This window comes from Promicromonospora sp. CA-289599 (assembly GCF_050936155.1).
Taxonomy (GTDB): domain Bacteria; phylum Actinomycetota; class Actinomycetes; order Actinomycetales; family Cellulomonadaceae; genus Promicromonospora.
Genome location: NZ_JBNJNI010000001.1, coordinates 5434812 through 5460129 on the forward strand (window position 1 = coordinate 5434812; position 25318 = coordinate 5460129).

Annotated in this window: 25 protein-coding genes; 8 read left to right on the forward strand and 17 right to left on the reverse strand. The window is 72.0% G+C overall.

Annotated elements, in window-relative coordinates; all coding sequences use genetic code 11:
- Window positions 1-79: 79 nt before the first annotated feature.
- Entirely contained in the window at window positions 80-1249 is a 1170-nt protein-coding gene (locus ACQEVI_RS24155) for a trans-sulfuration enzyme family protein (protein WP_432903954.1), read from the reverse strand.
- Window positions 1250-1308: 59 nt separating this feature from the next.
- On the opposite strand from ACQEVI_RS24155, the gene ACQEVI_RS24160 reads away from it, so the two are divergent.
- On the forward strand, window positions 1309-1779 hold the full coding sequence (locus tag ACQEVI_RS24160; protein ID WP_432903957.1) for an Lrp/AsnC family transcriptional regulator: 471 nt from the start codon (window positions 1309-1311) through the stop codon (window positions 1777-1779).
- A gap of 53 nt (window positions 1780-1832) precedes the next feature.
- On the opposite strand, the gene ACQEVI_RS24165 is transcribed toward ACQEVI_RS24160, so the two are convergent.
- The 3 genes from ACQEVI_RS24165 to ACQEVI_RS24175 form a co-directional block, all read right to left on the reverse strand.
- Window positions 1833-2885: a serine protein kinase RIO gene (locus tag ACQEVI_RS24165; protein WP_432903960.1), complete on the reverse strand. Its 1053-nt coding sequence runs from the start codon at window positions 2883-2885 to the stop codon at window positions 1833-1835.
- Between the two features lie 269 nt (window positions 2886-3154).
- A complete protein-coding gene (locus tag ACQEVI_RS24170; RefSeq protein WP_432903963.1) occupies window positions 3155-5395 on the reverse strand; it encodes a serine/threonine protein kinase in 2241 nt (746 codons plus the stop codon).
- A gap of 101 nt (window positions 5396-5496) precedes the next feature.
- A complete protein-coding gene (locus ACQEVI_RS24175) occupies window positions 5497-6729 on the reverse strand; it encodes a hypothetical protein (RefSeq protein ID WP_432903966.1) in 1233 nt (410 codons plus the stop codon).
- 198 nt (window positions 6730-6927) lie between these two features.
- Between ACQEVI_RS24175 and ACQEVI_RS24180 the strand changes: the two genes are divergently transcribed.
- Window positions 6928-8799 carry an ATPase gene (locus tag ACQEVI_RS24180; RefSeq protein ID WP_432903969.1) on the forward strand — a complete coding sequence of 624 codons (1872 nt, stop codon included), beginning with the start codon at window positions 6928-6930 and terminating at the stop codon, window positions 8797-8799.
- 82 nt (window positions 8800-8881) lie between these two features.
- On the opposite strand, the gene ACQEVI_RS24185 is transcribed toward ACQEVI_RS24180, so the two are convergent.
- Together ACQEVI_RS24185 and ACQEVI_RS24190 are read right to left on the reverse strand one after the other, a co-directional pair.
- Window positions 8882-9703, reverse strand: a complete 822-nt coding sequence (locus ACQEVI_RS24185) for a metal-dependent hydrolase (RefSeq protein WP_432903972.1) — start codon at window positions 9701-9703, stop codon at window positions 8882-8884.
- 166 nt (window positions 9704-9869) lie between these two features.
- On the reverse strand, window positions 9870-10364 hold the full coding sequence (locus ACQEVI_RS24190; RefSeq protein ID WP_432903975.1) for a GNAT family N-acetyltransferase: 495 nt from the start codon (window positions 10362-10364) through the stop codon (window positions 9870-9872).
- Between the two features lie 141 nt (window positions 10365-10505).
- Here ACQEVI_RS24190 and ACQEVI_RS24195 point away from each other — a divergent pair, with 141 nt between their 5' ends.
- On the forward strand, window positions 10506-11567 hold the full coding sequence (locus ACQEVI_RS24195) for an LLM class flavin-dependent oxidoreductase (RefSeq protein WP_432903978.1): 1062 nt from the start codon (window positions 10506-10508) through the stop codon (window positions 11565-11567).
- Between the two features lie 115 nt (window positions 11568-11682).
- On the opposite strand, the gene ACQEVI_RS24200 is transcribed toward ACQEVI_RS24195, so the two are convergent.
- The 6 genes from ACQEVI_RS24200 to ACQEVI_RS24225 form a co-directional block, all read right to left on the reverse strand.
- On the reverse strand, window positions 11683-12153 hold the full coding sequence (locus ACQEVI_RS24200) for an HNH endonuclease (RefSeq protein ID WP_432903981.1): 471 nt from the start codon (window positions 12151-12153) through the stop codon (window positions 11683-11685).
- Between the two features lie 576 nt (window positions 12154-12729).
- The gene (locus ACQEVI_RS24205; RefSeq protein ID WP_432903984.1) at window positions 12730-13575 is read right to left on the reverse strand and encodes an ion transporter; all 846 of its coding nucleotides are present in this window, start codon (window positions 13573-13575) and stop codon (window positions 12730-12732) included.
- 66 nt (window positions 13576-13641) lie between these two features.
- A complete protein-coding gene (locus ACQEVI_RS24210; RefSeq protein WP_432903987.1) occupies window positions 13642-14919 on the reverse strand; it encodes an arginine deiminase in 1278 nt (425 codons plus the stop codon).
- A gap of 216 nt (window positions 14920-15135) precedes the next feature.
- Window positions 15136-15852, reverse strand: coding sequence for a DUF1684 domain-containing protein (locus ACQEVI_RS24215; RefSeq protein WP_432903990.1), 717 nt, complete (start codon window positions 15850-15852; stop codon window positions 15136-15138).
- Between the two features lie 42 nt (window positions 15853-15894).
- Window positions 15895-16770 (reverse strand): intradiol ring-cleavage dioxygenase, encoded by an 876-nt coding sequence (locus tag ACQEVI_RS24220; protein ID WP_432903993.1) that lies wholly within the window; start codon window positions 16768-16770, stop codon window positions 15895-15897.
- 122 nt (window positions 16771-16892) lie between these two features.
- On the reverse strand, window positions 16893-17345 hold the full coding sequence (locus ACQEVI_RS24225) for a nitroreductase/quinone reductase family protein (protein WP_432903996.1): 453 nt from the start codon (window positions 17343-17345) through the stop codon (window positions 16893-16895).
- Between the two features lie 107 nt (window positions 17346-17452).
- Here ACQEVI_RS24225 and ACQEVI_RS24230 point away from each other — a divergent pair, with 107 nt between their 5' ends.
- Window positions 17453-17845: a VOC family protein gene (locus tag ACQEVI_RS24230; RefSeq protein WP_432903999.1), complete on the forward strand. Its 393-nt coding sequence runs from the start codon at window positions 17453-17455 to the stop codon at window positions 17843-17845.
- A 44-nt stretch (window positions 17846-17889) separates the two neighbouring features.
- Here ACQEVI_RS24230 and ACQEVI_RS24235 read toward each other — a convergent pair whose 3' ends face one another.
- Entirely contained in the window at window positions 17890-18225 is a 336-nt protein-coding gene (locus ACQEVI_RS24235) for a PEP-utilizing enzyme (protein WP_432904002.1), read from the reverse strand.
- 66 nt (window positions 18226-18291) lie between these two features.
- On the opposite strand from ACQEVI_RS24235, the gene ACQEVI_RS24240 reads away from it, so the two are divergent.
- Window positions 18292-18942, forward strand: coding sequence for a transcriptional regulator (locus ACQEVI_RS24240; RefSeq protein ID WP_432904005.1), 651 nt, complete (start codon window positions 18292-18294; stop codon window positions 18940-18942).
- 10 nt (window positions 18943-18952) lie between these two features.
- Window positions 18953-19546: a histidine phosphatase family protein gene (locus tag ACQEVI_RS24245; protein ID WP_432904008.1), complete on the forward strand. Its 594-nt coding sequence runs from the start codon at window positions 18953-18955 to the stop codon at window positions 19544-19546.
- 13 nt (window positions 19547-19559) lie between these two features.
- Here ACQEVI_RS24245 and ACQEVI_RS24250 read toward each other — a convergent pair whose 3' ends face one another.
- The gene (locus ACQEVI_RS24250) at window positions 19560-20009 is read right to left on the reverse strand and encodes an NUDIX hydrolase (protein ID WP_432904011.1); all 450 of its coding nucleotides are present in this window, start codon (window positions 20007-20009) and stop codon (window positions 19560-19562) included.
- 103 nt (window positions 20010-20112) lie between these two features.
- On the reverse strand, window positions 20113-20814 hold the full coding sequence (locus tag ACQEVI_RS24255) for a TetR/AcrR family transcriptional regulator (RefSeq protein ID WP_432904014.1): 702 nt from the start codon (window positions 20812-20814) through the stop codon (window positions 20113-20115).
- 140 nt (window positions 20815-20954) lie between these two features.
- Here ACQEVI_RS24255 and ACQEVI_RS24260 point away from each other — a divergent pair, with 140 nt between their 5' ends.
- Window positions 20955-22151 (forward strand): FAD-dependent monooxygenase, encoded by a 1197-nt coding sequence (locus ACQEVI_RS24260; RefSeq protein WP_432904017.1) that lies wholly within the window; start codon window positions 20955-20957, stop codon window positions 22149-22151.
- A gap of 114 nt (window positions 22152-22265) precedes the next feature.
- Here ACQEVI_RS24260 and ACQEVI_RS24265 read toward each other — a convergent pair whose 3' ends face one another.
- A complete protein-coding gene (locus ACQEVI_RS24265; RefSeq protein ID WP_432904020.1) occupies window positions 22266-23102 on the reverse strand; it encodes an ABC transporter permease in 837 nt (278 codons plus the stop codon).
- On the reverse strand, window positions 23099-24169 hold the full coding sequence (locus ACQEVI_RS24270; RefSeq protein WP_432904023.1) for an ATP-binding cassette domain-containing protein: 1071 nt from the start codon (window positions 24167-24169) through the stop codon (window positions 23099-23101). Before ACQEVI_RS24270 ends, ACQEVI_RS24265 begins: the two co-directional genes overlap by 4 nt.
- Window positions 24170-24296: 127 nt before the next feature.
- On the opposite strand from ACQEVI_RS24270, the gene ACQEVI_RS24275 reads away from it, so the two are divergent.
- Window positions 24297-25313 carry a helix-turn-helix transcriptional regulator gene (locus tag ACQEVI_RS24275; protein ID WP_432904026.1) on the forward strand — a complete coding sequence of 339 codons (1017 nt, stop codon included), beginning with the start codon at window positions 24297-24299 and terminating at the stop codon, window positions 25311-25313.
- Window positions 25314-25318 lie beyond the last annotated feature (5 nt).

Below are 25318 nucleotides of genomic sequence, written 5' to 3' on the forward strand. Positions count from 1 at the left end.
CCTCCACGTTAGGCCGACTCCCCGTTGAGTGCTGGGTATTTGCCCCCTCAGCGCCGCCAAGAGGGCAAATACCCAGCACTCAACGTGCCGCGTGGGTGAGGGCCGCCAGCAGGTCTTGCCAGAGGTCTTCTACGTCCTCCAGGCCTGTCGACAGGCGGACCAGGTCGGGGGAGATGCCCGCGTCCTTGCGGGATACCTCGTCCATGATCCGGTGGGTCAGGGAGGCGGGGTGCTGGATCAGGCTGTCGACGCTGCCGAGGCTCACGGCCGGCGTGATCAGCCGGACGGCGGAGACCAGCGCCACCGGGTCCACGGACGTCTCGAACGAGACCATCGCCCCGCCCACGCGCGGGTAGTGCACCCGCGTCACCCGGGGGTGCTCCGCCAGCCGGCGCGCGAGCTCCGCCGCAGTGGCCGACGCCGCGCGCACCCGCACCGGCAGGGTCGCCAGCCCGCGCAGGAGCTCGTAGCCCGCCATCGGGTGCAGCATGCCGCCGGTCATGAACCGGACCTGCCGCAGCGACCGGGCGAACTCCTCGGAGCAGGCGATGACGCCGCCCATCACGTCTCCGTGCCCGCCCAGGTACTTGGTGGCGCTGTGCAGCACCAGGCTCGCGCCGAGCGTCAGCGGCCGCTGCAGCACCGGTGTGGCGAACGTGTTGTCCACCAGGAGCGGCGCCGTTCCGCAGGCGTCGGCCAGCGCGCGCAGGTCCACCTCGGTGAGGGTCGGGTTGGCGGGGCTCTCGACCACCACCAGCCCTGTCCTGTCGGTGATGGCCGACGCCGCCTCGTCCGGCGTCACCCACCGCACGGTGTTGCCGAGCAGGCCGGACTCGAGCAGATGATCGGTGGTGCCGTACATCGGCCGGACGCCGACCACCTCCGGCTTGCCGGCAGCGACCTGGGCCAGCAGGCAGGCCGACAGCGCGGCCATCCCGCTCGCGAACGCGACGGCGGCCTGGGCTCCCTCGAGCTCGGCGAGCGCGTTCTCGAAGCGGCGCACGGTCGGGTTGGCGACGCGGCCGTACACGGGCGGGCCGCCGTCGTCGTGCCCCGCGGCGAACTCGTCGAGGCGCTCGGCCTCGCCGACGACGTCGTGCGACGGGTAGGTGGTGGACAGGTCGATCGGCGGGGCGTGCAGGCCCAGCGCGGCCAGGTCGTCCTTGCCGGCGTGGACGGCGCGCGTGTTCCAGGAGTGGGTGCTCCCTGCGGGCGGGGTCTCCGCGTGCGTGGTCATGTGCGTGGTCATGGAGGACTATCGGCACCCGGGGCCACACATACCGGTCAGGCATGCTAGAAATTCGGCCTATGGGCCAGAACGTGATCCTGGATTCGGTAGATCGTGCGCTGCTGGACGAGCTGCAGAAGGACGGTCGACTCTCGAACAAGACGCTCGCGCAGCGCGTGGGCGTCGCGCCGTCGACGTGCCTGGCCCGCACGCAGCGGCTGCAGAACGCCGGGGTGATCCGCGGCTACCGCGCCGAGATCGACCCGGCCGCCGTCGGGCGCGGGCTGCAGGCCATGCTGATGGTGCGGCTCACCACCCATTCCCGGCCCCTGCTGGGCCCGTTCGTCGAGTGGATCCGGCGGCTCCCGCAGACCCGAGCCGTGCACCACGTCTCCGGGCCTGACGACTTCCTGATCCACGTGGCCTGCGTCGACACCGACGAGCTGCAGCGCGTGGTCCTCGACCTCACGGCGCGCGGCGAGGTGGGCCGCGTCCAGACGGACCTGGTGTTCTCCTCCTGGACCTGCGGCCCGGTCACCCCGGCGGGCTGACGTGTCAGACGTACAGGTCACCGGAGTGACCTGTACGTCTGACACGTGCGGGGTCAGAGGGCCTGGCCCAGCAGGTCGGCGAACAGCGCGTCCGCGTCGACGTCCAGGCCCCGGGCCGTGAACCAGGCGCACACCGTGCGGCAGTCCCGCAGCAGCACGTCGCTCGCGAACGGGTTGGCCACCAGGTCCACGACCTGCGGCAGGTCGATGATGACCAGCCGCTCGCCGTCGGCCAGGATGTTGTACGGCGACAGGTCGCCGTGCGCGAAACCGAGCCTGGCCAGCACGGACATGCCGTGCGTCAGCTGCTCCCAGTACGACTCGAGCAGGTCGTGCGACGGGCGTTCCCGGGTCAGCCGTGGTGCGGCGACCGCCTGGACGCCGCCCATGTCGTCGGTCACCTCGGTGCCCACGAACTCCATGAGCACCTCGGTGCCGTCGATCTGCACCGGATAGGGCACCGGCGCCCCCGCCGACCAGAGGCCGCGCAGGGCGACGAACTCGGCGTCGGCCCACTGGGTGGCCGAGACCGCGCGGCCCCACGCGGACTTCCGGTCCTCCATGGCGCGCTGGTCGCGGGTACGGCGCGTCCGGCGGCCCTCTGTGTACTCGGTGCCGCGGTGGAACTGCCCGTGCTCCAGACTGCGGTACCGCTTGGCGACCAGGAGGCAGCGTTCGGCACCCCCGGACGGAGTGTCCTCGGACGGCGCCCCCGCCGGGACGGCGCGTTCGATCAGGAAGGCGTCCGCCTCCTTGCCGGTCTTGAGGATCCCGAGCTCGGTGTCGAACGCGGCGTCCCGGGTGACCAGCCAGTCGGGCAGGGGTTCCGGCCCGCGCTGTCCCTTGGCGACGGATCGCCAGGTGGACCAACGCTGGCCGGGGCCGGGCTGGCTGGGGTCCGGCGCGGGATCGGCGTGCGCGAGACCGGCGTCGGACGGGTCCGCCCCGAGCATGCTCGGATGCGGGCCCTCCAGCTCCTCGCGACCGACCTGAGCCCGCCGGGCGGTGCGCAGCTCGTCATCGGTCGGCCGGGTGCTGGGCTGGTTGTTGCTCCTGTTCGCGGCGTGGATCAGGAGGGACTTCGGTGCTTCGGGAAAACGGGGCAAGACAGTGCTCCTTGATGCCGGAGCACTACCGGATCAGTCCCGGGTGCTCCTGGTGACAGTGGCGTCTGCTGCCGCGAGGGCAGCCGCGCGAACGACGTCGTCCATGACCGCCTCCTCTGCTGTCCGCACTCCTGGAGTGCACCGTGCGGGAGCTCCTGCTCCCTGTGCTGGCCGGCCAACGAGCGCCGCCTCTGGGCTGCCTCGGTGACCGTGCGCCGAGCATGTCACGCCCGTGCGGCGGGCCGCACCTGATTATTGGAGAGGTCTTCTCAGTTCCAGGGCAGGGCGTTCTCGATCGACTCCCACACCGAGTCGCGCACGTCCTCGGTCGTGTCCTGGACACCCTGCTCGAGGTCGTCCTGGATCTGCTCCCGCTGCTGCTCGAACGAGTCACGCGCGTTCTGCGTGACCTGCTGCGCGTAGCCGACGACGCCCTGCACGGCGATCACGATCACCCACAGCACGACGACGAGCCAGAACGGCCACGTACGACCACCGCGGCGCGTCCGGACCGCCCGGAAGAGGTTCACGACGGCCGAGGTGACGATGCCGAGCAGCGGGATCGACAGCTCCGCCATGCGCGGCAGCCACACGGGGTCCAGGTTCAGCGCCGACACCGTGATGGCGCCGAGCGCCGTGAACAGCGGCAGCCCGGCCGCACTGGGCATCACGTCGAACCCGGGGACGAGGCGTACCAGCTGGTAGAGCGCGAGGGCGAGCAGCACGCGTGGGATCCAGCCGAGCAGGGCGGCCAGCACGCCCAGGCCACCGCCGGAGTCGCGCTTCGCGTCGCGGTCCCGGGCGTCCTGAGCGCCCCGGTCGTCGCGCCGCGACGGGGGCCCGGCCGGCTGGACCGGGGGCTGCGCGGGCGACTGTGGCGGGAGGTTCGGTTGGGTGCGGGCCGGGGCGGCGGGCCGCTGGGCGGGCGCGGGTGCCTGGCGGGTGTCGGACGCCGGAACCGGGCGGAACGCGGGTGCCACCTGCGTGGCCTGCTGGTTGGACACGGGTACGGGCACCGGTACCTGCGCCGTCCGCTGGGGCGGCCGGCCGGACTGCCGCCGGAGCGGGGGCGCCGCCGTCGGGCTGCCGGGGAGCGGCAGGCCGTGGCGCCGCCGGTAGGCGATCCAGCCGTCGAACGTGTCCGGGTATCCCTCGGGTGTGAAGGCCGGCGCCCAGCGCATGGCGGCCCACAGGTAGTCCTTGATCTCGGCGGGCGCCCGCCCACCGGCGCGCTGCGGCCCGACGGCGGACAGGTAGGTGGAGATGACCTCCTCCGCCGCGCCGTCGAACCCGTCACCGTGCACCTGGTGCAGGCGGCCCATGAGCTGCTGGTCGTAGACCAGGTTGGTGACGGGCTCGCCGTGCTGCACCGGGTTGTTCGCGAGCACGCTGGTCGGGGGGACGGCGGCCGACGGGGCCCCGCTCTCGGTGAGCACCTCGGTGACGAGGCCGCGCTCGATCGTGGTGGCGCCCGCCGCGGCGAGCAGTGCGGGGTCGAGCGCCGCGTTGTCGTTGGCGAGCTGGGCCACGGTCCCGATGAGGTTGTGCAGCGGCGGCCGGTCCTCGGGCTGGTGCCGGGTCATGGCCAGGACGAGGGGCAGCAGACGCCGGTCGACCGGTCCGACGTCGGCCGCCGTCAGGTCGCGGCCCACGAAGTTGAGGTCGTTGGGCAGCTGGCCCGTGGCGAGGAAGATCAGCAGCAGGCCCAGGCTGTACACGTCGGAGCGGGCGTGCGGCTTGCGCACGAACAGCTCGGGCGCCATGTAGGAGATGGTGCCGGCGGCGTGCGTCGACGTGCTGGTGCCGTGGCCCTTGGCGATGCCGAGGTCGATGAGCACGTACCGGTCGGGCGCGGCGATGATGTTGGCCGGCTTCACGTCCCGGTGCAGGAAGTGCTCCTCCTGGAGCACCGCGAGCGCGTCGAGGACATCGCCGGCCACGCGCAGCACGTCCCGCGTCGGCATGGGCCCCTCCGCGGACACCCGCTGGGACAGGGTCGGGCCCGGTACGAGCTCCATGGCGAACCACGGGGTGGGCGACTGCAGGTCGGCCGTGACGAGTCGCGGGAACCCGCGTCCGGCCAGTCGCTCCAGCAGCGCGGCCTCGCCGACGAACCGGTCCAGCGCGCCGAACTCGGAGTTGGTGAGCACCTTGAGGGCCACCTCGCCGCCCTGCCCGACGGCGCGGTATACGTGCGCGAACCCGCCGTGGCCGAGCGAGCCGACCAGCTGGAACGGGCCGAGGACCTCACCGGTGGCGGGGATCCGCTGCCCGGTGGCGGGTGCGGCGCCCGGGTATCCCGCTCCGTGCGACCCGTTCGTCGGACCGGCACCCGAGGGCTGCACGACCCGCGTCGCGGCGGTCGGCGGTGGCGCCGTCAGCGGTGGTGCGGGGGGCGACGTCAGTATCCGTGTCGGTGTCGGCGGCGGGACGGCAGCGGTCTGGTCGCCACCTCGAGCCGGCTGACCGGCGGGGTGTGCGGCCGTCGTGCGGGTGGTCTCGTCGGACAAGCAAGGACTCCTCAGCAGCGCACCGGCACAACCGGCTGGACCAGAGAAAATCTATCAGCGTCCCGCCGGACCGCTCAGTAAAGAGCCTGATCCGTGACCTCTCAGCCGTTCCCGCCGGGCAGGGCGTCCTCGAGCTGGTCGGTCGCGTTCTGCTTGGCGTCGTCCATGCCCTGCTCGATCTGCTGCTCGACGGAGTCCTGGGCGTCCTTCTTCGCGTCCTCGACCGTCTCGTCGACGGAGTTCTGGACGTCCTCCTGGATGTTCTTGGTGGCCTCCTGCGCGTAGCCGACGATGCCGCCGACGGCGAAGACCACTATCCAGGCGACGACCGCGAGCCCGTAGGGCCAGATCGCGATCGACGTGCCCAGCGAACGGATCGTGTTGAGCAGGCCGGCGAGCGCGATGCCGAGCGCCGGGATCGTCATGTTGGCGGCCTGGTCGGACCACTCCGGGTTGAGGTTGAGCAGGCCGAGCACACCGTCGCCGATACCGCGGAACAGCGGGAACTGCGAGACGTCCGGCATGACGTCGAACCCAGGGATCAGCCGGACGAGCTGGTAGACACTCAGCGCGAGCAGGATCCGCGGGATCCAGGCCAGGGCGGCGCCCGCCGCGGAACCGCCGGGGGAGTCGTCGCCCCGGTCCCGCTCGCGGCGCGGGATCGGCGGTGTCGGCGGCGTCTGCTGTGGTGCCTGCGGGCTGAAGGCCTGGTCGAAGGACTGTGGCTGGCCGTAACCCGGCTGCTGGCCCGCCTGGCCGTAACCCGGCGGCTGGCCGTACGCCTGCGTCGGCTGGACCGGCGGCTGGCCGTACGCCTGCGTCGGCTGGCCGTAGCCTGCCTGGCCCTGCCCGTAGCCCGGCTCGCCCGGGAAGGTGGCGGCCTGCGGCTGCGTGGGCTGCACGGTCTCGTACGGGCGGTACGGTCGCGCGGGCGGCGGGGTAGCGGCCCGGTAGTCCCGGCCCTGGTCCTGCTGCGGCATGCCCGACGGCGGTATCACCTGGGTCTGGTCGCCGTACTGGTTGCCGTATCCGGAACTTGCCTGCGGAGTGCCCGACGGCGGCATGACCTGGGTCCGGTCGTCGTACCCGGCGTTGCCCTGCGGCGCTCCGGTCGGAGGCATCATCTGGGTCCGGTCGCCCTCGCCCGCTTCGCCCTGGCCCGGCCAGGCCGCCTGTCCGCCACGCCCTGCCCGACCGTCCTGGACCGTGTCCATCCACTGCGTGGCGGCATACGATGACGGGGCACCGGGCTGCGCAACCGGGTGAGCGGGCGGCCGCTGGATCTGCGTGGGGTCGTCCGCCGGAGGAATACGGCGGGTGGGCTCGTCGGACACGCGAAGGCTCCTCGGTTGTGGTCCCGGCTTCGACAGCTGCACTGTGGCACCCGATCGCACTGTGGCACCTGATTGCGCGAGAACTTACCAGGTGGCGTGATTGCCTTGTTGGGGTGGCCAGGCGGACAAACATGTCCGACCCTTGCTTCGGGGGCGATCCACGCTATGCCGCCTGCCCAGGAACTTCGGAGGAAACGTATGAGCTCTGACACCGTGCCCCGCTGGCCCCGGATCGACGCAATAGTCCGGGAAGACGGTTCCGGTGAGGTGACGATCGACGGGACCTTCCACCCCATCACCACGGGCAGTCTGGAAGAGGCGCGCGTGGAGGTGCTCCGTAAGGTCACGGAGAACGCCGCGAAGGTCGGCCGGCCCGTGCGGGCGTCGGCGACAGGGCCCGAGGGGCTGTGGAACCTGATCGTGCACCCGGACGGGACGGTGGTGCCGGAGGAGGACGAACCCGCGCCGCCGTCGGCCCCGACGCCGCAGGCGCCGCCGGCCACGGCGCCTGCCGGTGAGGTACCCGGTGGGACGCCGGCTACGGAGCCCGGGGCGATGCCCGGCCCGACGGCGATGCCCGAGCCGACGGCGATGCCCGGCCCGACGGCGGAGCCCGCGCCGGTGTTCGAGGACGCACAGGCAGCGGATCTGCCGCCGCTGGGTGAGCCGGCTGACGTGACCGGTGGCGCGGACCAGGACTCGTTCGGCACGGCGGTCGAGGCCGACCCGGAGGACACCGTGCGTCGTCTGCCCCGGACCCCCGAGGTGACCGACGCCGCGGCGCCCGGCCCCACGTCGGCCTACGCGCCGAGCGGGGCGCACCCCGAGGCGGCCAGTGAGGCGGCCAGTGAGGTCCCGGTCGCGGACAGGGTGCGGCAGAACGCGACGGACGACACCAGGAGCGGCACGGTCTCCAGCCCGCCGAGCACCGTCCAGGGCAGCATGCCGACCACGATGCCGGGCAGCATGCCGAACACCGCGCCGGGCACCATGCCGGGCGCCATACCGGCCGGCATGCCGGCCCGGCACGTGAGCCCTCCGGCCGGCCCGGTGCACGCGGTGCCGGGCGCGGGGAGCATGGGCGGTGGGCTGTCCGCACCGCCGTCGGACCCGATCCCGGTGACCGATGGGGAGGCCCCGCGTTCGCGGCGCGAGGCCCGCGAGTCGTTCCTCACGCACCAGCAGGACGAGGAGCCCGCGACGCGCGGGTTCCGCGGGATGCTGACCCGGATCGGCATCCGGGTCGGGCCGAGCGAGGCCGAGCGGGCGGAGCGCGCCGACGAGCGCGCCGTCAGCCAGCACTGGCCGGGACCGCGCACCATCTCGATGGTGAACGGCAAGGGCGGGGCGGGCAAGACGCCGTCGACGGTGCTGCTCGCGGCGGTGTTCGCGCAGTTCGGCGGCGCCGGCGTCGTCACGTGGGACAACAACCAGACGCGCGGCACGCTCGGCTGGCGCACGGAGCAGGGCCCGCACGAGTCGACGCTGCTGGACCTGCTGCCGCAGACGGACCGCCTGCTCGGTCCGTCGGCCCAGGCCGCGGACCTCGCGCGGTACGTGCACCACCAGACGCGCGACCGGTTCGACGTGCTGCGGTCCAAGCCGATAGCGATGGCCAACGAGCAGCGCATCGAGCCGCAGGACGTGGACGCCATCCACTCCGTGCTCTCCAAGTACTACCGGATGATCCTCATCGACTCCGGCAACGACGAGTCCGACCCCATGTGGCAGCGGATGATCGACCTGACCGACCAGCTGGTGGTCGCCACGACCACGCGGGACGACCACGCGGAGGCCGGGGCGCTGCTGCTGGAGGCGCTGTCGACCCGCGACGGCCGGTCGGCATACCTGGCGCAGCAGGCGGTCGTCGTCGTGAGCCAGGCCGACCAGAAGGAGCCCGCGAGCGAGCTGGAGAAGGTCGCCGACGGGTACCGGTCGCTGGCCCGTGCGGTGGTCACCGTCCCGTTCGACCCGGCGATGGTCGACGGCCACCTCCGCTTCGGCGCGCTGCGTCCGGAGACGCGCCGGGCCTGGCTCGCGGCGGCCGCCGCCGTAGCGGGCGGCCTCTGACCCACCGAACCGTTGAGTGCTGGACATTTGCGGCTTCCGAGCCCCGAAAGGCGCAAATACCCAGCACTCAACGAGGCCAGGGTCAGGCGGGGAAGAGGGACACCAACTGGTTCCAGACCGACAGGGTGTCGAAGCCCATCTGGTCCAGCATCGCCCAGACGATGCCGACGATCGCGTACAGCGAGATCGGGATGAGCAGGATCCACTCGCGTACCGACCCGGCGTCGCCGATGATCGGGATCGACAGGTTGCCGCCGGTCCGCCACATCCAGTCGAGCTCGATGCCTCGCTTGTTGCGCATCCAGTACGGGGACCGGAACTTCAGCGGCCACAGCAGCGGCACGCCGGCGGTCGTGATCAGGTCGCCGATGATGTGCACGGTGCAGCCGAGCGCCACGCTGAACGGCATCCAGTACCACTCCTCGGGCGCGAAGATCGCGATGAGGACCGCCAGCGTCACCGACATCGTCCACGGGAAGATCTTCGTGTCGCGCGTGATCTTCAGCGCCTTCAGGGCGAACGCGACGAGCAGCACGCACATGATGCCCGGGCCGATCAGGATCGCCCCGAACTCCGCGGTGCCCGTGTCGATGCTCAGGAAGCTCAGCGCCCAGGCGATCGCAGTGAACACGGCGACGCCGAGGATCGAGTGCGTGCCCTTGCGGTGCCCGCCCGACACCGCCTCGATGCCCTTGACGACCACGTTCGACACGGGCTTCAACGAGTTCGCGATGGTGCCGGAGTGATGGTCGGCGTCGGGCAGCAGCGCCGCGCCCGCGCAGACGAGGGCCCCGGTGAACACGCTCGCGTCCGACACGGGATACCAGCCGAAGGCGATCGGCGTCGAGGCGGTCACAGCTATCCAGGCCGCGGCTCCCGACGCGGCGTGGTTGCCTCCCATCATGGTGGTGTGCACTCCAGTTCTCGGGTCTCCCCGAATCGACAGATGATGTGGCAGATGGCCCGCCGGCCCCCGGCCGGGCAGGCCGAAGGCCCTGGTGGCAGGGCCGAGCCAGGGCATTGAAGCAGGTGAGAGCGGTGGAGCGGGGGAGGGCGCGCCGATCCGGCGGTCAGGCGCCCGTCACGTACGCGTAGTGGTGGAAGTGCTGGTCGCGGACGAAACCCTCGGACTCGTACAGGCCCTGCGCCGCGACGTTGTCCCACGCGGTGGCCAGCGAGACCCGGATGGCGCCGGCCTCCTTGGCGCGGCGGCACGTCTCCCGTACCAGCGCCCGCGCCGCGCCCGTCCCGCGCACGTCGGGCGAGACGAACAGGTCGTTCAGGACCCATGACCGGCTCAGGCTCACCGACGACCACGTGGGGTAGCTCTGCGTGAAGCCCACCAGCGTCCCGGCGGCCGGCGCGTCGTCCGCATCCGACCTGTCGCCGTCCGGCTGTGCGACGGCGACCAGGAGCACGCTGTCGCCCGCATCGCGGCGGGCGGTCAGATAGGCGCGCGCTTCGGCGTCGGGCACCTCCTGGTCGTAGAACCTGAGGTACTGACGGAATAGGTCGACCACTGCATCGACGTCGTCGTCGGTCACGGTGCGCACATCAACAGACACCTCGCGATCATGTCAGGCCCCAGGGGGTGGGCGCTATGACCTTCGGCGATACCGCGACGATCGCCGGGGTGATAGACGCGCGAGCCCGCACGAGCGCCCCGCTCCGGAACACGCCGGACCCCGTGACGGTTGACAGAGGCGATGAATACCCAGCCACGCTTGTCCGTCCTTGACCTCGTGCCCGTCCGTTCGGGCCAGACCAGCGCTCAGGCCCTGTCGGCCTCGCTCGAGCTGGTGGCGCTCGCCGACCGCCTCGGTTACGAGCGCTACTGGTTCGCGGAGCACCACAACATGGCCGCCGTCGCGGCGTCGTCGCCGCCGGTCATGATCGCCGCCGCGGCCGCGCGGACCTCCCGCATCCGGGTCGGGTCGGGCGGCGTGATGCTGCCGAACCACGCCCCGCTCGTGGTCGCCGAGCAGTTCGCGGCGCTGGAGGCCATCGCGCCCGGTCGGATCGACCTCGGCATCGGCCGCGCCCCGGGCAGCGACCCGGTGGTCACGTCGTTGCTGCGCGCGACCGGTCCGACGGCGGACGTGGACCGGTTCCCGCAGCACGTCACCGACATCCTGAGCCTGATGGGGCCGGACGGTGCCCGCCTGCGACTCGTCTCCGGCGACATCTACGACGTGCGGGCCACGCCCGCCGCCGGGAGCGTCCCGACCGTGTGGCTGCTGGGCTCCAGCGACTACTCCGCGCGCCTCGCCGCCGAGCTCGGCCTGCCCTACGTGTTCGCCAACCACTTCTCCGGCCAGGGCATGGACCAGATCCTCGCGCTGTACCGGGACGGCTACCGGCCGTCCGAGGAGCATCCGGAGCCGCGCACGTTCATCACGTCCAACGCCGTGGTCGCGCCGACGTCGGACGAGGCGCACGACCGCGCACTGCCGCAGCTGCGGCAGATGGCCCGGCTGCGGTCCGGCCAGAAGCTCGGCCCGCTCGAGACGGTCGAGGACGCGGTGCGCGCGACCGCCGCCGAGCCCGTCGACGGCATGATCGCGCAGTCCATCGAGGCGATGCGCACCCGGTGGCTGATCGGTGACGCCCAGCACGTGGCCGCCGAGGTGCGGGGCCTGGCCGAGCGGCACGGGGTCGAGGAGGTCATGCTCGTCCCGGTCGCCGGGTCGCGGGCCGACGAGCCCCTGGACGCGACGCCCGGCCGTGCGCAGACCCTCGAGCTCCTGGCCGCCGCGCTCGCCTCCTGAGACGCGACTGCCCGAGAAGCGAAGGGTCAGGTGATCGGCACCTCGCAGTTGCCGATCACCTGACCCTTTGCCTACCTCACCGTGCCCGGTCGTCAGTACGGCCAGGTCGCTACAGCTAGGCCGCTCGGGCTGCCCGGTGCCGGATGGCGCGCGCGTACTCCGCCCGCGGGACGTGCGGCGTCACGTAGAGGACCATGCCGGCCTCGGCCGGCGTGCGGTCCGCCTTGAGGGAGTTGCACTCGTAGCAGGCGGCCACCAGGTTCATCCACGTCGAGGGGCCCCCGCGCGACCGCGGCAGGATGTGGTCCACCGTCTCGGGGGCACCGCCGCAGTAGGCGCAGATGCCGTCGCGCCGCTTGACGCCCAGCTTGGTGCACGCGGGCGCCCCGTCCGACTTGTAGAGCCACCGCATCGTGACGTACCGGACCAGCCGCAGCACGCGCGGTAAGGGGAACGGCCCGAAGGAGCGGCCGTCGACCGCCTCCTCCACCACCGCGACCTCGCGCACGAGCATGTGGATGGCGTGCCGGACCGATACCCGGTGCAGCGGCTCGTAGCCGGCATTGAGGACTAGGACGTCGGCCACGGGCCTGCTCCTTCCGGTGAGCTTCTCGTTCTCGTTCTTCTCGTGATCGTCGGTTCGTGCTGTTGTCTCTGGCCGTTCTGTACGACTACCCCCTGGACGATTCCCGCCCCGGGACGAAAAGAGCCGCCCGGGAAAAGGCATCCCGAGGCGGCTCACAGCGCTGGTCCGGCAGAACCGGATCAGCGGCGTATGGCGCCTCGTATGGCCTCACGGCCGTCTCGCAGGTGCGTCGCAGTGGTCGGGTAGGACGAAGCGGTGGTCGCACTGGTCTTGCACAGGCCTGAGGCCTGGAGCGCGATGCTGATGCGGGCCATCGTGGGTTTCGTCCTTCCGTCTCGTTCTGGTCTGACCGTATGAATCTGGCTTGTGCTGGTACCCCGGCAGGTAGCAAAGGCACACGACCTGCCGCCACGGCGCGAGTCCGTGTGTGAAGAAAGGTACAACGAGGACTTGGTAGCGTCTATGGCTTTTCCGGAACTGCAACCCAAGGATGCATCAAGTGCTCGGCGTGGCGCCGCAACACGGCGTGTCGCGGTGGCCGGCCGCTAGCTGTCCCGAGCTACGCGGGCCCACCGTTCAGGGAGCGACGGCGGGCACCGCGGCGGCCGCCGGCTCCGGGGCGCCTGCCCTGGACGAGGCGAGCTCGGCCTGCAGCGTGGCGAGCTGTGCCCGGATGGCGCGCAGCTCGGCCATGACCTCGGCGTCGGACTTCTCCTCGTGCTCGGCCAGGTCGTCGATGCTCTCCATACCGCTCACGACCACGGCGATGAAGAGGTTCAGCACGGCGAACGAGACCACCAGGATGAAGACGACGAAGAAGATCCAGGCGCTCGGCTCCTCCCGCATCACGTCGGCGGCTATCTCCGGCCACGCCTCGCCCGTCATGGTCTGGAAGAGAGTGAACGCGCTGGTCCCGAGGTCACCGAAGTGATCGGGTGCGATGCCCCCGTACAGGTTGGTCGCGATCACCACCGACACGTACATCACCAGGAGCAGCAGCGCGCCCACCGAGCCCATGCCGGGCACGGCCGCGACGAGGCCGTTGACGACCCGCTTCATCGACGGGACCGAGTCGGCAAGCCGCAGCACGCGCAGGATCCGCAGGGCCCGCAGCACGGACATCGGACCCGTCGCCGGGATCAGGGCGATCCCGACGACGAGCAGGTCGAAGACGTTCCAGGGATCACGGAAGAACCGCGTTCCGTGCGCGACCAGGCGCAGCGCGATCTCGGTGACGAAGAACCAGAGCATCACGTCGTCGAGGACCTGCAGCACCTGGTCGGCCCGCCCCGCGCTGATCGAGGTCTCCAGGCCCAGGACGACCGCGTTGGCGATGATCACGCCGAGCACCGCCCGCTGGAACCAGCGGTGCTCGACCAGCCGGCGCAGGTGCTCGCGAACCGTTCCGCCGTCGACCGGCATCCGGACTCCTTTCAGGGGTTTTGTCCGGGATGCAGGGTAACGGCTGCGGGTGGTGCGATCCGTCCTCTACCAGCTGACGGGCTCCCGGATGATCGGGCACGTCATGCAGTGGCCGCCGCCCCGGCCGCGGCCGAGCTCGCCGCCCGCGATCTCGATGACCTCGACGCCCGCCTTGCGCAGCAGGTCGTTGGTGGTGGTGTTGCGGTCGTAGGTGAACACCACGCCCGGCTCGACGGCGACCGAGTTGTTGCCGCTGTCCCACTGCTGGCGTTCCGACTCGTAGACGTCGCCGCCGGTCTCGATGACCCGCAGCTCGCCCAGCCCGGAGGCCTGGCCCACGACGTCGAGGAAGGACGACCCGCCGGCGTCCGTGACGGACACGCCGAGCGGTCCGGAGTCGGGGCGCAGCACGAACGGGTGCACCCGGTCGACGATCCGCGGGTAGACGGTGACGGTGTCGACGTCGACGAACGTCATGACCGTGTCCAGGTGCATGGCCGCGCGCAGCCGCGGCATGCCGGCCACCACTATCTGCTCGGCCGCGCCCTGCTCGAACAGGGACGCCGCGACCTGCGTGATCGCCTGGCGCGAGGTGCGCTCGCTCATGCCCATGAGGACCGTGCCGTTGCCGATCGGCATGATGTCGCCGCCCTCGAAGGTCGCCTCGCCGTGGCTGGTCTCCGGGTCGCCCCACCACACGCGGCTGCCGACGAAGTCGGGGTGGAACGCGTAGACCGCCTTCATGAGCAGGGTCTCGTCACGCCGGGCCTGCCAGTAGAGCGGGTTGAGCGTGAGCCCGCCGTAGATCCAGCAGGTCGTGTCGCGGGTGAAGAGGGTGTTCGGCAGCGGCGGCATGAGGTACTCGCGGGTGTCCGGGCTCATGTCCGCGAGCGCGCGGAAGCCCGGCGGCAGCTCGGGCACGTCGGCGACCGCGAGGCCGCCGATGAGGTACCTGGCCAGCTCGTGCTCCGGCAGCGACTCCAGGTACTCGCGCGTCGCCTCGACCAGGCCGTTGCCCACGATCTCCGGGACGATCTTGCGGTCCAGGAGCCAGTCGCGTGCGCCGGGTACGCGCAGCGTCTCGGCGAGCAGGGCGTGCAGCTCGACGACGTCGACGTCGCGGCTGCGCAGCTCGGCCACGAAGGCGGCGTGGTCCTGCTGGGCGCGTTCCACCCACAGGACGTCGTCGAACAGCAGGCCTGCCGAGTTGGACGGGGTGAGGCGCTGGTGCGCCAGGCCCGGCGCGCAGACCAGTACCTTGCGCAGGCGGCCGACCTCTGAGTGGACGCCGTACGCCGACGAGGGTGAGCCGGCAGGGGGCGGTGTGATGTCGATGGTGTTCATCGGGCGCTAACGGTACTCATCTGGCCGCCGTCGTGCCGAGCAGAGATCCGATCGCGCCGCCGCGCGCGTTGCATATACGCACTGATTAGCCTCATCGGCTGCGAACGAGTATTCCAAGTGTCAAAGTCGGACCATCGCCAGGATCCGCACTTGCCTGAGCCGGTGAATACGACGAGGAGGTGTGACAGATGGCCCGTTCATGGGACGACTTGGTCGTCAGCTACGCGTGCGCTCACCGACCGGGACCTCGACGTCGAGCGTGTTGCCGGGCTGCGCGAGCGGGCAGGTCCACGCCGGGTCGTAGGCGCAGGACGGGTTGTAGGCGAAGTTGAGGTCGAGCACCAGGTCGCCGACGCCGTCGTCGTCCGGCCCGCCGCCCGCGCCGCCGTCGGACCCGCCCGCGTGCCCCAGCCAGGCGCCCTTGATGGTGTCCAGGAGGTAGCGGCCACCGCCGTAGGTGCCGCCGGGCGGCCCGGCGAGAGCGTCCTTGATCGGCACGAACAGGCCGCCGCCGTACGAGGCGAGGCGCCAGACGTCGAGCGAGCCGAGGTCACCAAGGGTCTCGTGCCGGAGCACCACCTTGCCGAGCAGCTCGAACGGCACGACGCCGTCGGTTCCGGTCGGGACGTCGAGGCGGCGCGGGGCGCCGTCGGGCCCGGGATCGGCGGGTATCACCGGGGCGGTCAGGCGCCAGGCCGGGTCGTACGGCGTGACGGACAGGCCGGTGAAGCCGGGCTTGTCCTCGGGCAGGATCGGTGACGCCGGGTGGGTCGCGAAGAGCTCGTCCCGGGCCGCGACCCACCCGGCGTGCGCGGCCGCCGGGTTCACCACGGCACGGGCACGGACATCGGCGTAGAGCGCGAAGACACGCCGCCGCCAGTCCGCGGTCTGGAGGGCTGTGGTGGCCGGGGACGTGGTGGCAGCGTGCGTCATGCCCCCGACACTACCCAGGCACACCGACATTCACCCGGGTGCTCACACCGGCACACGGAGCGTGGCCGTGTAGCCCTGGTCCACCGAGCCCGACGTCTTCGCCATCTGCAGGGCGTACCCGTCGGAGAACACCATGTCGGAGTCGAGGGTCACGTCCTGCAGGTTCGCGACGCTGGACTCGTAGCCCGCCGTCGCGTACACGGCCTCGCTCACGGCCTGGGGGAGGGCGAGCTGCGAGGTGCGCATCCGGTTCGTGGCGCTGGTGGCGTCGTCGAGCGAGGGGTAGACCTCGAAGTGGACGTGCGGCCAGCGGCCCGGGTAGCAGGCGGGGAAGATCGACGTGAAGGTGACCCTGCCGTCGGCGTCGGCCTCCTGGACCCCGCGCAGGTAGTTCTGGTCCGTGATGTCGTACATCGAGTACCTGCCCTCGCGGTCGCAGTGCCACGCGTAGACGGCGGCGCCCGCGACGGGGGTGCCGGCGTCGCCCTCGCCGGAGACGTCGACGACGGTCAGCGAGAAGGTGAGCGGGATGCCCTCCGCGGTGCCGGACGAGTCGCCGAAGCTGGTGGTGATGTCGCTGCGCACCACGCCCGTCGTCGTCAGGATGTTGGGGCCGTTGGTGCCGTCGGCGGGGTAGGGGCCGTTCGTCTCCTCGGGGATCTCTCCCTCGCCGACGTCGGCCTGCGAGGTGTCGTCCGGTGCGCCGCCGCCGGGGCCGCCCGACGGCGGGCCGCCGGTCGACGCGCCGGTGGTCGGGGAGCAGGCGGCGAGCGCCGCCACCAGGCCGCCGGCGGTCAGCAGGCCGATGGCGTGCCGCCGGTTCAGGAGGGTGGGGAGGTCGTGGGAGAGCCCGAGGTCGTGCGGTTCGGGCTCCTCGGGCTCCACGGGGCGGCCGGGAGCGGTGCTGTGGTTGCTCATGGGCCGAACGTAGGCAGGGCCGCTGGGGCGAGCCGGTGGGAACGCTGGGAGGGCGCTGGAGCCCCAGGCACGGCCGGACAGGTCAGCGCGGCGTCAGTCTGCGCGGGCCGGCCCGCGCAGGGTCAGCGCGGCGTCAGCCGGATGACGGGGAGCAAACGGTCGGTGATCTGCTCGTACCTGCGGAAGTTGTCCGCCGCGTCCTTGATCTGCTGCCAGGCCTGCTCGCGCTCTGCCCCGTGCAGCTCCTCGGCGGTCACGGCGACCTTGCGGCCGGCCTGCTCGACGGTCACCTGGTCGGGGTGGGCGGCGAGGTTGAGGTACCAGGCGGGGTTGGCCGGCGCGCCGCCCGCGGACGCGACGACGAGCCAGCTGCCGTCGGGGCCCGGGAACCACGCGAGCGGCGTCTGGCGTTCCTGCCCGCTCTTGCGGCCGACGGTGGTCAGGACCAGGAGATCCATCCCCATGGTCTTTCCCTCGGTGCGCCGGGCGCGCCCCATCAGCAGCCGGTTCATCCAGCGGAACGTGCGGCCGGGCTGCTTGGCGCCGCGGGTACCGGTGGGGTGGGTGAAGCTCATGGTGGGTGCCTTCCCGGCAGACGACTGTCGTGGCCACAGCTGGTTCGCACCACCGACTATAGGGGCGTGGACCAGGCGCGGCGTCCGGCGACGTCTAGGATCTTCGGGTGCTGCGACTCTCCGATGTCACCTACCTCGTCCTCGACCACGACGAGGCGATCACGTTCTTCGTCGACGCCCTGGGATTCGTCGTCCGGGAGGACGAGACGAACGAGTCCGGCCGGCGCCGGGTCGTCGTCGGCCCCGCGGACGGGGGGACCGGGTTCGTGCTCGCCGTGACCGACGACGTGGGCGCGGCGGGCGCCGTCGGGCGGCAGGCCGGCGGGAAGGTCGCGTTCTTCCTGGAGACCGACGACTTCGCCGCGCAGCACGCGCGGATGACGGCGGCCGGCGTGCGGTTCCGCGAGGAGCCGCGCCACGAGGTCTACGGGACGGTGGCGGTATTCGAGGACCTGTACGGCATGCCGTGGGACCTGATCGAGCCGCCTGCGCAGGGCTGACGAGCTCCCTGCACAGCCGGGCGGGTCAGCGGTTGGGCGGTGGGTCAGGCGGTGACCCGCCCGGCCCCGCCGTCGACGGTGACGGTGTCGCCGTCGCGCAGCGTGGTCATGGCACCGGGGACCGCGAGCACCGCGGGGATGCCGTACTCACGGGCCACTATCGCCGCGTGCGAGAGCACGCCGCCGGTCTCGGTGACGACGGCGGCGACGACACCGAACAGGGCGGTCCAGGCCGGCTCGGTGAACCGGCACACGAGGACGTCGCCGGGCAGGACCCGCCCGAAGTCGTCAGGGCTGTGCACCACACGTGCCGGGCCGGAAGCGCGCCCTGGGCTACCCGGCGTCCCCGTGATGCTCGTGGCGGCGGAACTGTCCGACATGTCTTCCTCCCTGGGCGTACCTGCCTGCGTTGACATCGGCCACCAGGAGGATGCACGGTGAAAAATATGACGCACAACCCGGTGCTCGGCCGATCCTCTCAGCCCGAGCTGCTCGTCCTCCACTCGGTCCGGATCCAGGGTATGGCCGACGACGACGCCGTCGCCGTGCGGTTCGGGCTCGACGAGGCGGACACCCGCGAGACCTTGCTCGACGACGAGGCCTACGGCTGGATCAGGAAGGCGGCGTTCGGCGCCACCGCGGGCTGGTCCATGACCGACCGTGGCCGGGCCGAGGACGACCGACGGCTGGCCGAGGAGCTGTCCGACGCGGGTAGCCGGCCCGACGTCGAGAAGGTGCACCAGGCGTTCGGGCCGCTGAACGCGCGCCTGCTGCAGGCGTGCACCGACTGGCAGCTCCGCCCGGAGGGCGGCGACCGGCTCAGCGTGAACACGCACACCGACCCGGACTGGGACGCGGCGGTGCTCGCGGAGCTCGAGGTGCTGGACGACGAGCTGGCCCCGCTGGTGGGCGAGCTGAGCTCGCGGCTCGCGCGGTTCGAGGGGTACGACGAGCGCTTCTCCGCGGCGCTCGCGCACGCCCGGTCCGGGCGTGGCGAGTGGGTGGCCGGGACCGGCATCGATTCGTGCCACGTCGTGTGGATGGAACTGCACGAGGACCTGCTCTCGACCCTGGGGATCCAGCGGGACGCACAGTAGGTTCGTGCCCATGGCGACCAGACATCTCTACCTGGCCAGGCACGGCGCGGCGGACGCGTTCGGCGAGCTCACCGACGTCGGGCACCGGCAGGCCAGCCTGCTGGGTGAGCGGCTCGCCGGGCTGCCGGTCGACGCCGTCTGGCACTCGCCGTTGCCGCGTGCGGCGGCGAGCGCACGGGTGATCGGCGAGCACCTGCCGGGCGTCCCCGTCGCGGAGGCCGCGGAGCTCGTCGACCACGTGCCGTACGTCCCCGCAGCTGCCGACCTGCCGCCGGCCTGGGCCGGGTTCTTCGACGGGTTCGACGACGCCGAGCGCGCCCCGGGGGAGCGGCTCGCCGGGGCGCTGGTCGACCGGTTCGCGAGGCCCGCCGAGACCGAGACGCACGAGGTGCTCGTGACCCACGCGTTCCAGGTGGCCTGGCTGCTGCGGCACGCGCTGGACGCGCCGCCCGCGCGGTGGCTCGGGCTGAACAGCGGCAACACGGCGCTGACGGTCATCGAGTACCGGGAGAGCCTGCCGCCGGCGGTGGTGCTGTTCAACGACATGGGGCACCTGCCGCGGGACCTGCGCTGGACGGGTTTCCCGCCGTCGGCCCTGCCCTGAACGGCAGCCCCGCTCAGCTGATCAGGCCCGCCCAGCGGCGGGACAGGTCCACCAGCGGCACCCGGTTCAGCGCGTCGACCTCCTGCGGCGTGTGCCAGGCGACGTCGTCGGTGGAGCCGTCCACCTCGACGCGCAGCTCGCCGCCGATGACGTGCGCGCGGTACACGATCCGCAAGGCCTGCACGGGGCGTTCCGCCGGGCGCACGCGCTCCGCCGCGGGGATCACGAAGCTGTCGACGCCGAGCAGGCCGTCCAGCTCGACGTGGTAGCCGGTCTCCTCGAGGACCTCCCGGACTGCCGCGTCGGCGGGGTCCTCGCCCGGGTCGAGCCCGCCGCCGGGCATGGTCCAGCCGCTGTGCTCGTACTCGCTCCAGTGCGGCAGGAGCATCCGCCCCAGGTTGTCGGTGATGACGGCATAGGCGGCGACCCGCAGATCGATCCCGGCTGCTGTGCTTGTGAACATCCCCCCATCCTCCCGCCCACCGCCCGTTGAGTGCTGGGTATTTGTCCTTCGAAACCGATTCAGCACGACAAATACCCAGCACTCAGCGGAGAGGAGGGCTCGGTCAGGCGTCCGTGGTGACCGGGCGTTCCCGGGGCCGGAGCACCGCGGTGGTGGGGCGGTCCGGGGCCGCAGCCTCGACGAGCTGGTCGATCGTGTCCTCCAGGGCGCCGAGCACCTCCGGGAGGGCGGCGACGACGTCGGCCGGAGCCACGTCAGGGCGGCTGTACGTCGAGTCGAGCAGGCGTTCGGCGGCGTCCAGGAGCGTCTCCATCCGCTCCGGCGCCGCGAACCCGAGGGTGAGCGAGCCTTTCATCACGGTCTCGAAGCCCGCGACGATCTCGCTGGTAGGGGTGTCCCGGAGCAGACCGTGTGCCTGCATGATCGTGATGACCCTGTGCAGCGGGTCGCCGGGAAACCGCTCAGGATCCGGCGCCGCCCCCGGAACGCCCAGGACGTGCGGTGCGAGGTCCGGGTTCTCCAGGACCGCCAGGATCTCGCGCCGGACCACGCGTCCCACGGTCAGCTGGGTCGCACCAGTGCGCAGGTCGTCGGCGAGGTCGGCCATGAGCTTGGCCAGCTCGAGCTGCAGGACGGCGTCCCGGAGCCGGGCCTTGGTCGGCCAGTACAGGAAGACGGTGCCCTTGCCGACGCCGGCGCGCACGGCGACGGCGTCGACCGTCGTCTGCTCAGCCCCGTCCAGCCGGAACTGTGCTCTGGCCGCGGCCAGGATTCCCTCCGTGCGGTCCTGTACCGGACGCGCCATCGTCACCCCTCCGCTCGCTCGGTCCGGGGCCACCGTCGGCGCCCCTCGGCTCGGTCCGGCTCATCGTAGTCCGCCGTTCTTGACTGGCGAGCACTTACCAGTCAATAATGGAGCCAACATCGTCCGGAGGAGAGATCCACATGAGCAAGCCGCGCGCGCTGGTCGTCGGGATGGGTATCGGGGGGCTGGCCACAGCCCTGCGACTGCATGACGTCGGCTGGGAGACCGTGCTGATCGAGCGGGCAGCAGAGCGCCGAGGGGCTGGATACTTCGTCGGGATGTTCGGCACCGGGCAGGCCGCAGCCGCGCGGCTCGGGGTGCTGGACGCGATCGGGAACCGCACCGATCCGGCGTCGATCACCTACGACGTCGAACGGGACGGCCGCCGGCGTCCGGGCATGGGCTACGGCGACCTGCCGGGCAACCCGCAGCTCATCCTGCGCGGCGACGTCGAGGCGGCCCTGTACGACCAGGTGGTGCCACTCGCCGAGATGCGGTTCGGCACGACGCCGGTGGCCGTGGACGAGAGCGCCGACGGCGTCGACGTCACGCTGCGCACCACCACGGGCGGGCAGACGACCGAGCGGTTCGACCTCGTCGTCGGCGCGGACGGCCTGCGGTCCACGGTGCGCCGTCTGGTGTTCGGCCCCGACGCCGACTACCTCAATCCGTTCAACCACATCATCGGCGCGACGACCCTGAAGGAGCCCGCACCCGGCTTCACGGCGATGGATGGTCTGGTCCTCGCGGAGCCGGGCCGGTCGGCGTGGGTCTTCCCGTTCGCCGACCACCAGCCCGGGATCCTGTTCAACTACCGCACGGACGACGAGGACGCGCAGTTCCGGCGTCCGCCCATCGAGTCGCTGCGCCTCGCCTTCGGGCCCGAGCCCACCGGGCCGGTGCTGGGCAATCTCCTGGACCAGTTCGAGGCGGCCGACGACTTCCTCTTCGACTCCGTGCACCAGGTGGTGATGCCGAGCTGGCACACCGGCCGGGTGGTCCTGCTCGGCGACTCGGCCTGGTGCGTGACGCTCTACTCGGGCATGGGCGCGTCCAGCGCGCTGGCCGGTGCGGACCTGCTGGGCACGGTGCTGCAGCGCAACCCGGGCAACCCCGCCCGGGCGCTGCGGGAGTGGGAGATGCGGCTGCGCCCGTTCATCGCGGACCACCAGAAGAACGGGCGCCGGGACCTCGTGATGTTCGTCCCGCAGACCGATCGGGACAAGGTGAGACGCACGCTCACCCAGACGCTCCTGGGCAACGCCACGACCAAGCGACTGATGCAACGGGCCCTAGCGGGCCAGTTCAAGGAGAAGTCGATAGACGTGGCCGCCTGACCCGCCGTTCGTTGAGTGCTGGGTATTTGTCCTTCGAAACCGATTCGCCAGGACAAATATCCAGCACTCAACGGGGTGGGCCAGCCGGAACGGGGTGGGCCAGCCGGTGGGCGGTCAGTCCGCCGAGCGGATCATCGCGCGGACGCCGACCGCGAGGCCCAGCGCGGCGGTGGCGAGCGCCGCCACCCAGCCCCAGGCGACCGTCGCGGACAGGAGGTCGCCGGCGAAGGCGGCCCGGCCCGAGTCGACGACGTAGCGCAGCGGGTTCAGGGCCGACGCCGCCCGCATCCACGCCGGGCCGTTCTCCAGGGGCAGCAGCATCCCCGACAGCATCATGACCGGGAACAGGAACGTCTGCTGCACCACCCAGAACATCCACTCCTGCTTGCGCACCGCGAGCGCCAGCGCGTACGACAGCGAGCCGACGCCGATGCCGAGCACCGCGAGCTGTACGAGCGTGAGCACCGTCCCGATCGGGTCCGGGCGCAGGCCGAACGGCAGCATGACCAGTACCACGATCGCCGACTGGACGACGATCGGCACCATCTCCTTCAGGGCCCGCCCCACGAGCTGTGCCGGGCGGGACAGCGGTGTGACGAGCATGCGTTCGTGCACGCCTGAGGAGAGGTCGAGCTGCAGGTTGGAGCCGGTCACCGACGTGCCGAACAGCGTGGTCATCGCGAGCACGGCGGGCACGAACCACAGCCAGACGTCGCCGCCGAGCGCCTCGCCGGCCGAGCCGGCCAGGAGCGGGCCGAACAGCCCGAGGAAGACCAGCGGCTGGACGAGGCCGAAGACCAGCGAGAACGGGTCGCGCACCACGGGGTGCAGCTCGCGGACCAGGACGATCCGGGTGTCGCGCAGGAAGCTGCGGCGGGGGAGCGGCCGGGCGGTGCCGGACGCGGCAGGGCCGGATGCGGTAGGCCCGGGGGTCAGGGTCGCGGCGCTCATGCCAGGACCTCCTTCTTGTTGGTGCTGGTCGCGGGGGTGGTCTCGGCGGGCTCGGCCTGCGAGCCGGGCTCGCCCGGCGAATCCGGCGAGCTCTCCCGCAGGCTGCGTCCGGTGAGGTTCAGGAAGACGTCGTCGAGCGTGGGCCGCGTGACGTCCACGCGGCTGACCGGGACGCCTGCGGCGTCCGCCGCGCGGAGCAGCCCCGGTGTGGCGCCGGGTCCGTCGGCGGTGCGGATCTCGACGGTCCGCACCCCGCCCGCCGAGCCGGCACCGGCCCCGACCCGTACCGAACGTGTGCCGGGCGCCCGCTCCGCGATGGCGGCGAGCGCCGTCGCGTGCTCGGCTGCCACGCCGAGGGTGACGAGGTCTCCCGCGAGCTCGGCCTTCAGCGCGTCGGCGGTGGCGTCCGCGATGACCTGCCCGTGGTCGACGACGATGACCCGCTCGGCGAACGTGTCCGCCTCGTCGAGGTAGTGCGTGGTGAGCACGATGGTCATGGGCTCGGCAGCCGCGGTGCGCATGCGGAGGATGTGCTCCCACAGGTTCGCGCGGTTGTGCGGGTCCAGGCCCGTCGACGGCTCGTCGAGGAACAGCAGCGACGGATGGTGGACCAGGCCGACGGCCACGTCGAGGCGGCGCTTCTGCCCGCCCGACAGGCTCTCGATCTTGCGGTCCGCCTGCTCGGTCAGGTCCAGGGCCTCGACCAGCTCGGCGGCGCGGCTCCGGGCCGTGCGCCGGTCCAGGCCGTAGATCTCGCCCTGGGTGACGAGCTCGTCGCGGACGAGCTGGGACGCGCCGCCGGCGCCGCCCTGGCCGACGTAGCCGATGGCGGCACGGACGCGGTCGGGCCGGGTGGCGACGTCGTACCCTGCGACCTGTGCGGTGCCCGACGTCGGCGGGATGAGCGTCGTCAGCATGCGCAGCGTGGTGGTCTTGCCCGCGCCGTTGGGGCCGAGCACGGCCACCAGCTCGCCGGGCTCGACGTCGAGCGAGATGCCGCGCACGGCGTGCACGGTGCGGGTACGGCTCACCACGAAGTCCTTGGTGAGCGCTTGGGTGCGGATCACGATGTCTCCTCTTTGCGATCTGTCGTGCGGTCTGACTTGCGGTCTGGTTCTTCCGGCTGGCTACGTGTCCCACTCTCTCGGTAGTAGCGGTCAGGTTCTGGCCTCTACCCCGTGCGATGCTGAACTCATGCTCGAGACCTCCGGACGCCTCCTCGCCCTCCTGTCGCTCCTCCAGGCCCGACGGGACTGGCCGGGCGCGCTCCTGGCCGACCGGCTGAACGTGAGCCCGCGCACCGTGCGGCGCGACGTCGACCGCCTGCGCGAGCTGGGCTACCCCGTCAACGCCACCAAGGGGCCCGACGGCGGCTACCGCCTGGACGCCGGCGCCGAGCTGCCGCCGCTGCTCTTCGACGACGACCAGGCGGTAGCCGTCGCGATCGCGCTCCGCACCGGCACGATCCCCGGCGCTGAGGAGGGGGCGCTGCGGGCCCTGGCCACCATCCGGCAGGTGATGCCGGCGCGGCTGAGGGCCCGGCTGGACGCGCTGGAGGTGACCACCGTGCGTCGTCGGCGGGCCGGAGCGGCCGGGGCCGCCGAACCGGTGGTCGACCCCGACCTGCTTCTCTTGCTGGGCTCGGCGTGCCAGGCCCGCGAGGTGGTGCGCTTCGACTACGAGGGCGGCACGATGGCCACGATCGGCGAGGGCGCGGGCGCCTTCCGGCCGCCGCGCCGGGTCGAGCCGCACCACCTCGTGACGTCGGACGGGCGCTGGTACCTCGTGGCGTTCGACCTCGACCGCGACGACTGGCGGATGTTCCGGGTGGACCGGATGCGGCTCCGCACCGGGACCGGGCCGCGGTTCACGTTCCGCGAGGTGCCCGGCGGCTCCGTCGCGGACTTCGTCGGCTCCCGGATCAGCGGGTCGCCGTCACCGGTCCACGGCGAGGCGGTGCTCCACGCCCGGGCCAGCGACGTCGCCCCGTGGGTGGGCGGCCAGGGCCTGTGCGAGCCCCTGCCGGACGTCGACGGCATGCCGCGCTGCCGCGTGGGACTGGGTTCGTGGTCCTGGGGCGGCCTGGCCGCACGGTTCGGCGCCTTCGACGTGCCCTTCGAGGTGGAGGGGCCGCCCGAGCTGGTGGCGGCGACCCGCGAGCTGGCCGGCAGGTACCGCGCCGCGCTGCCGGACGACGTCTCCACCCAGTAGGTTGT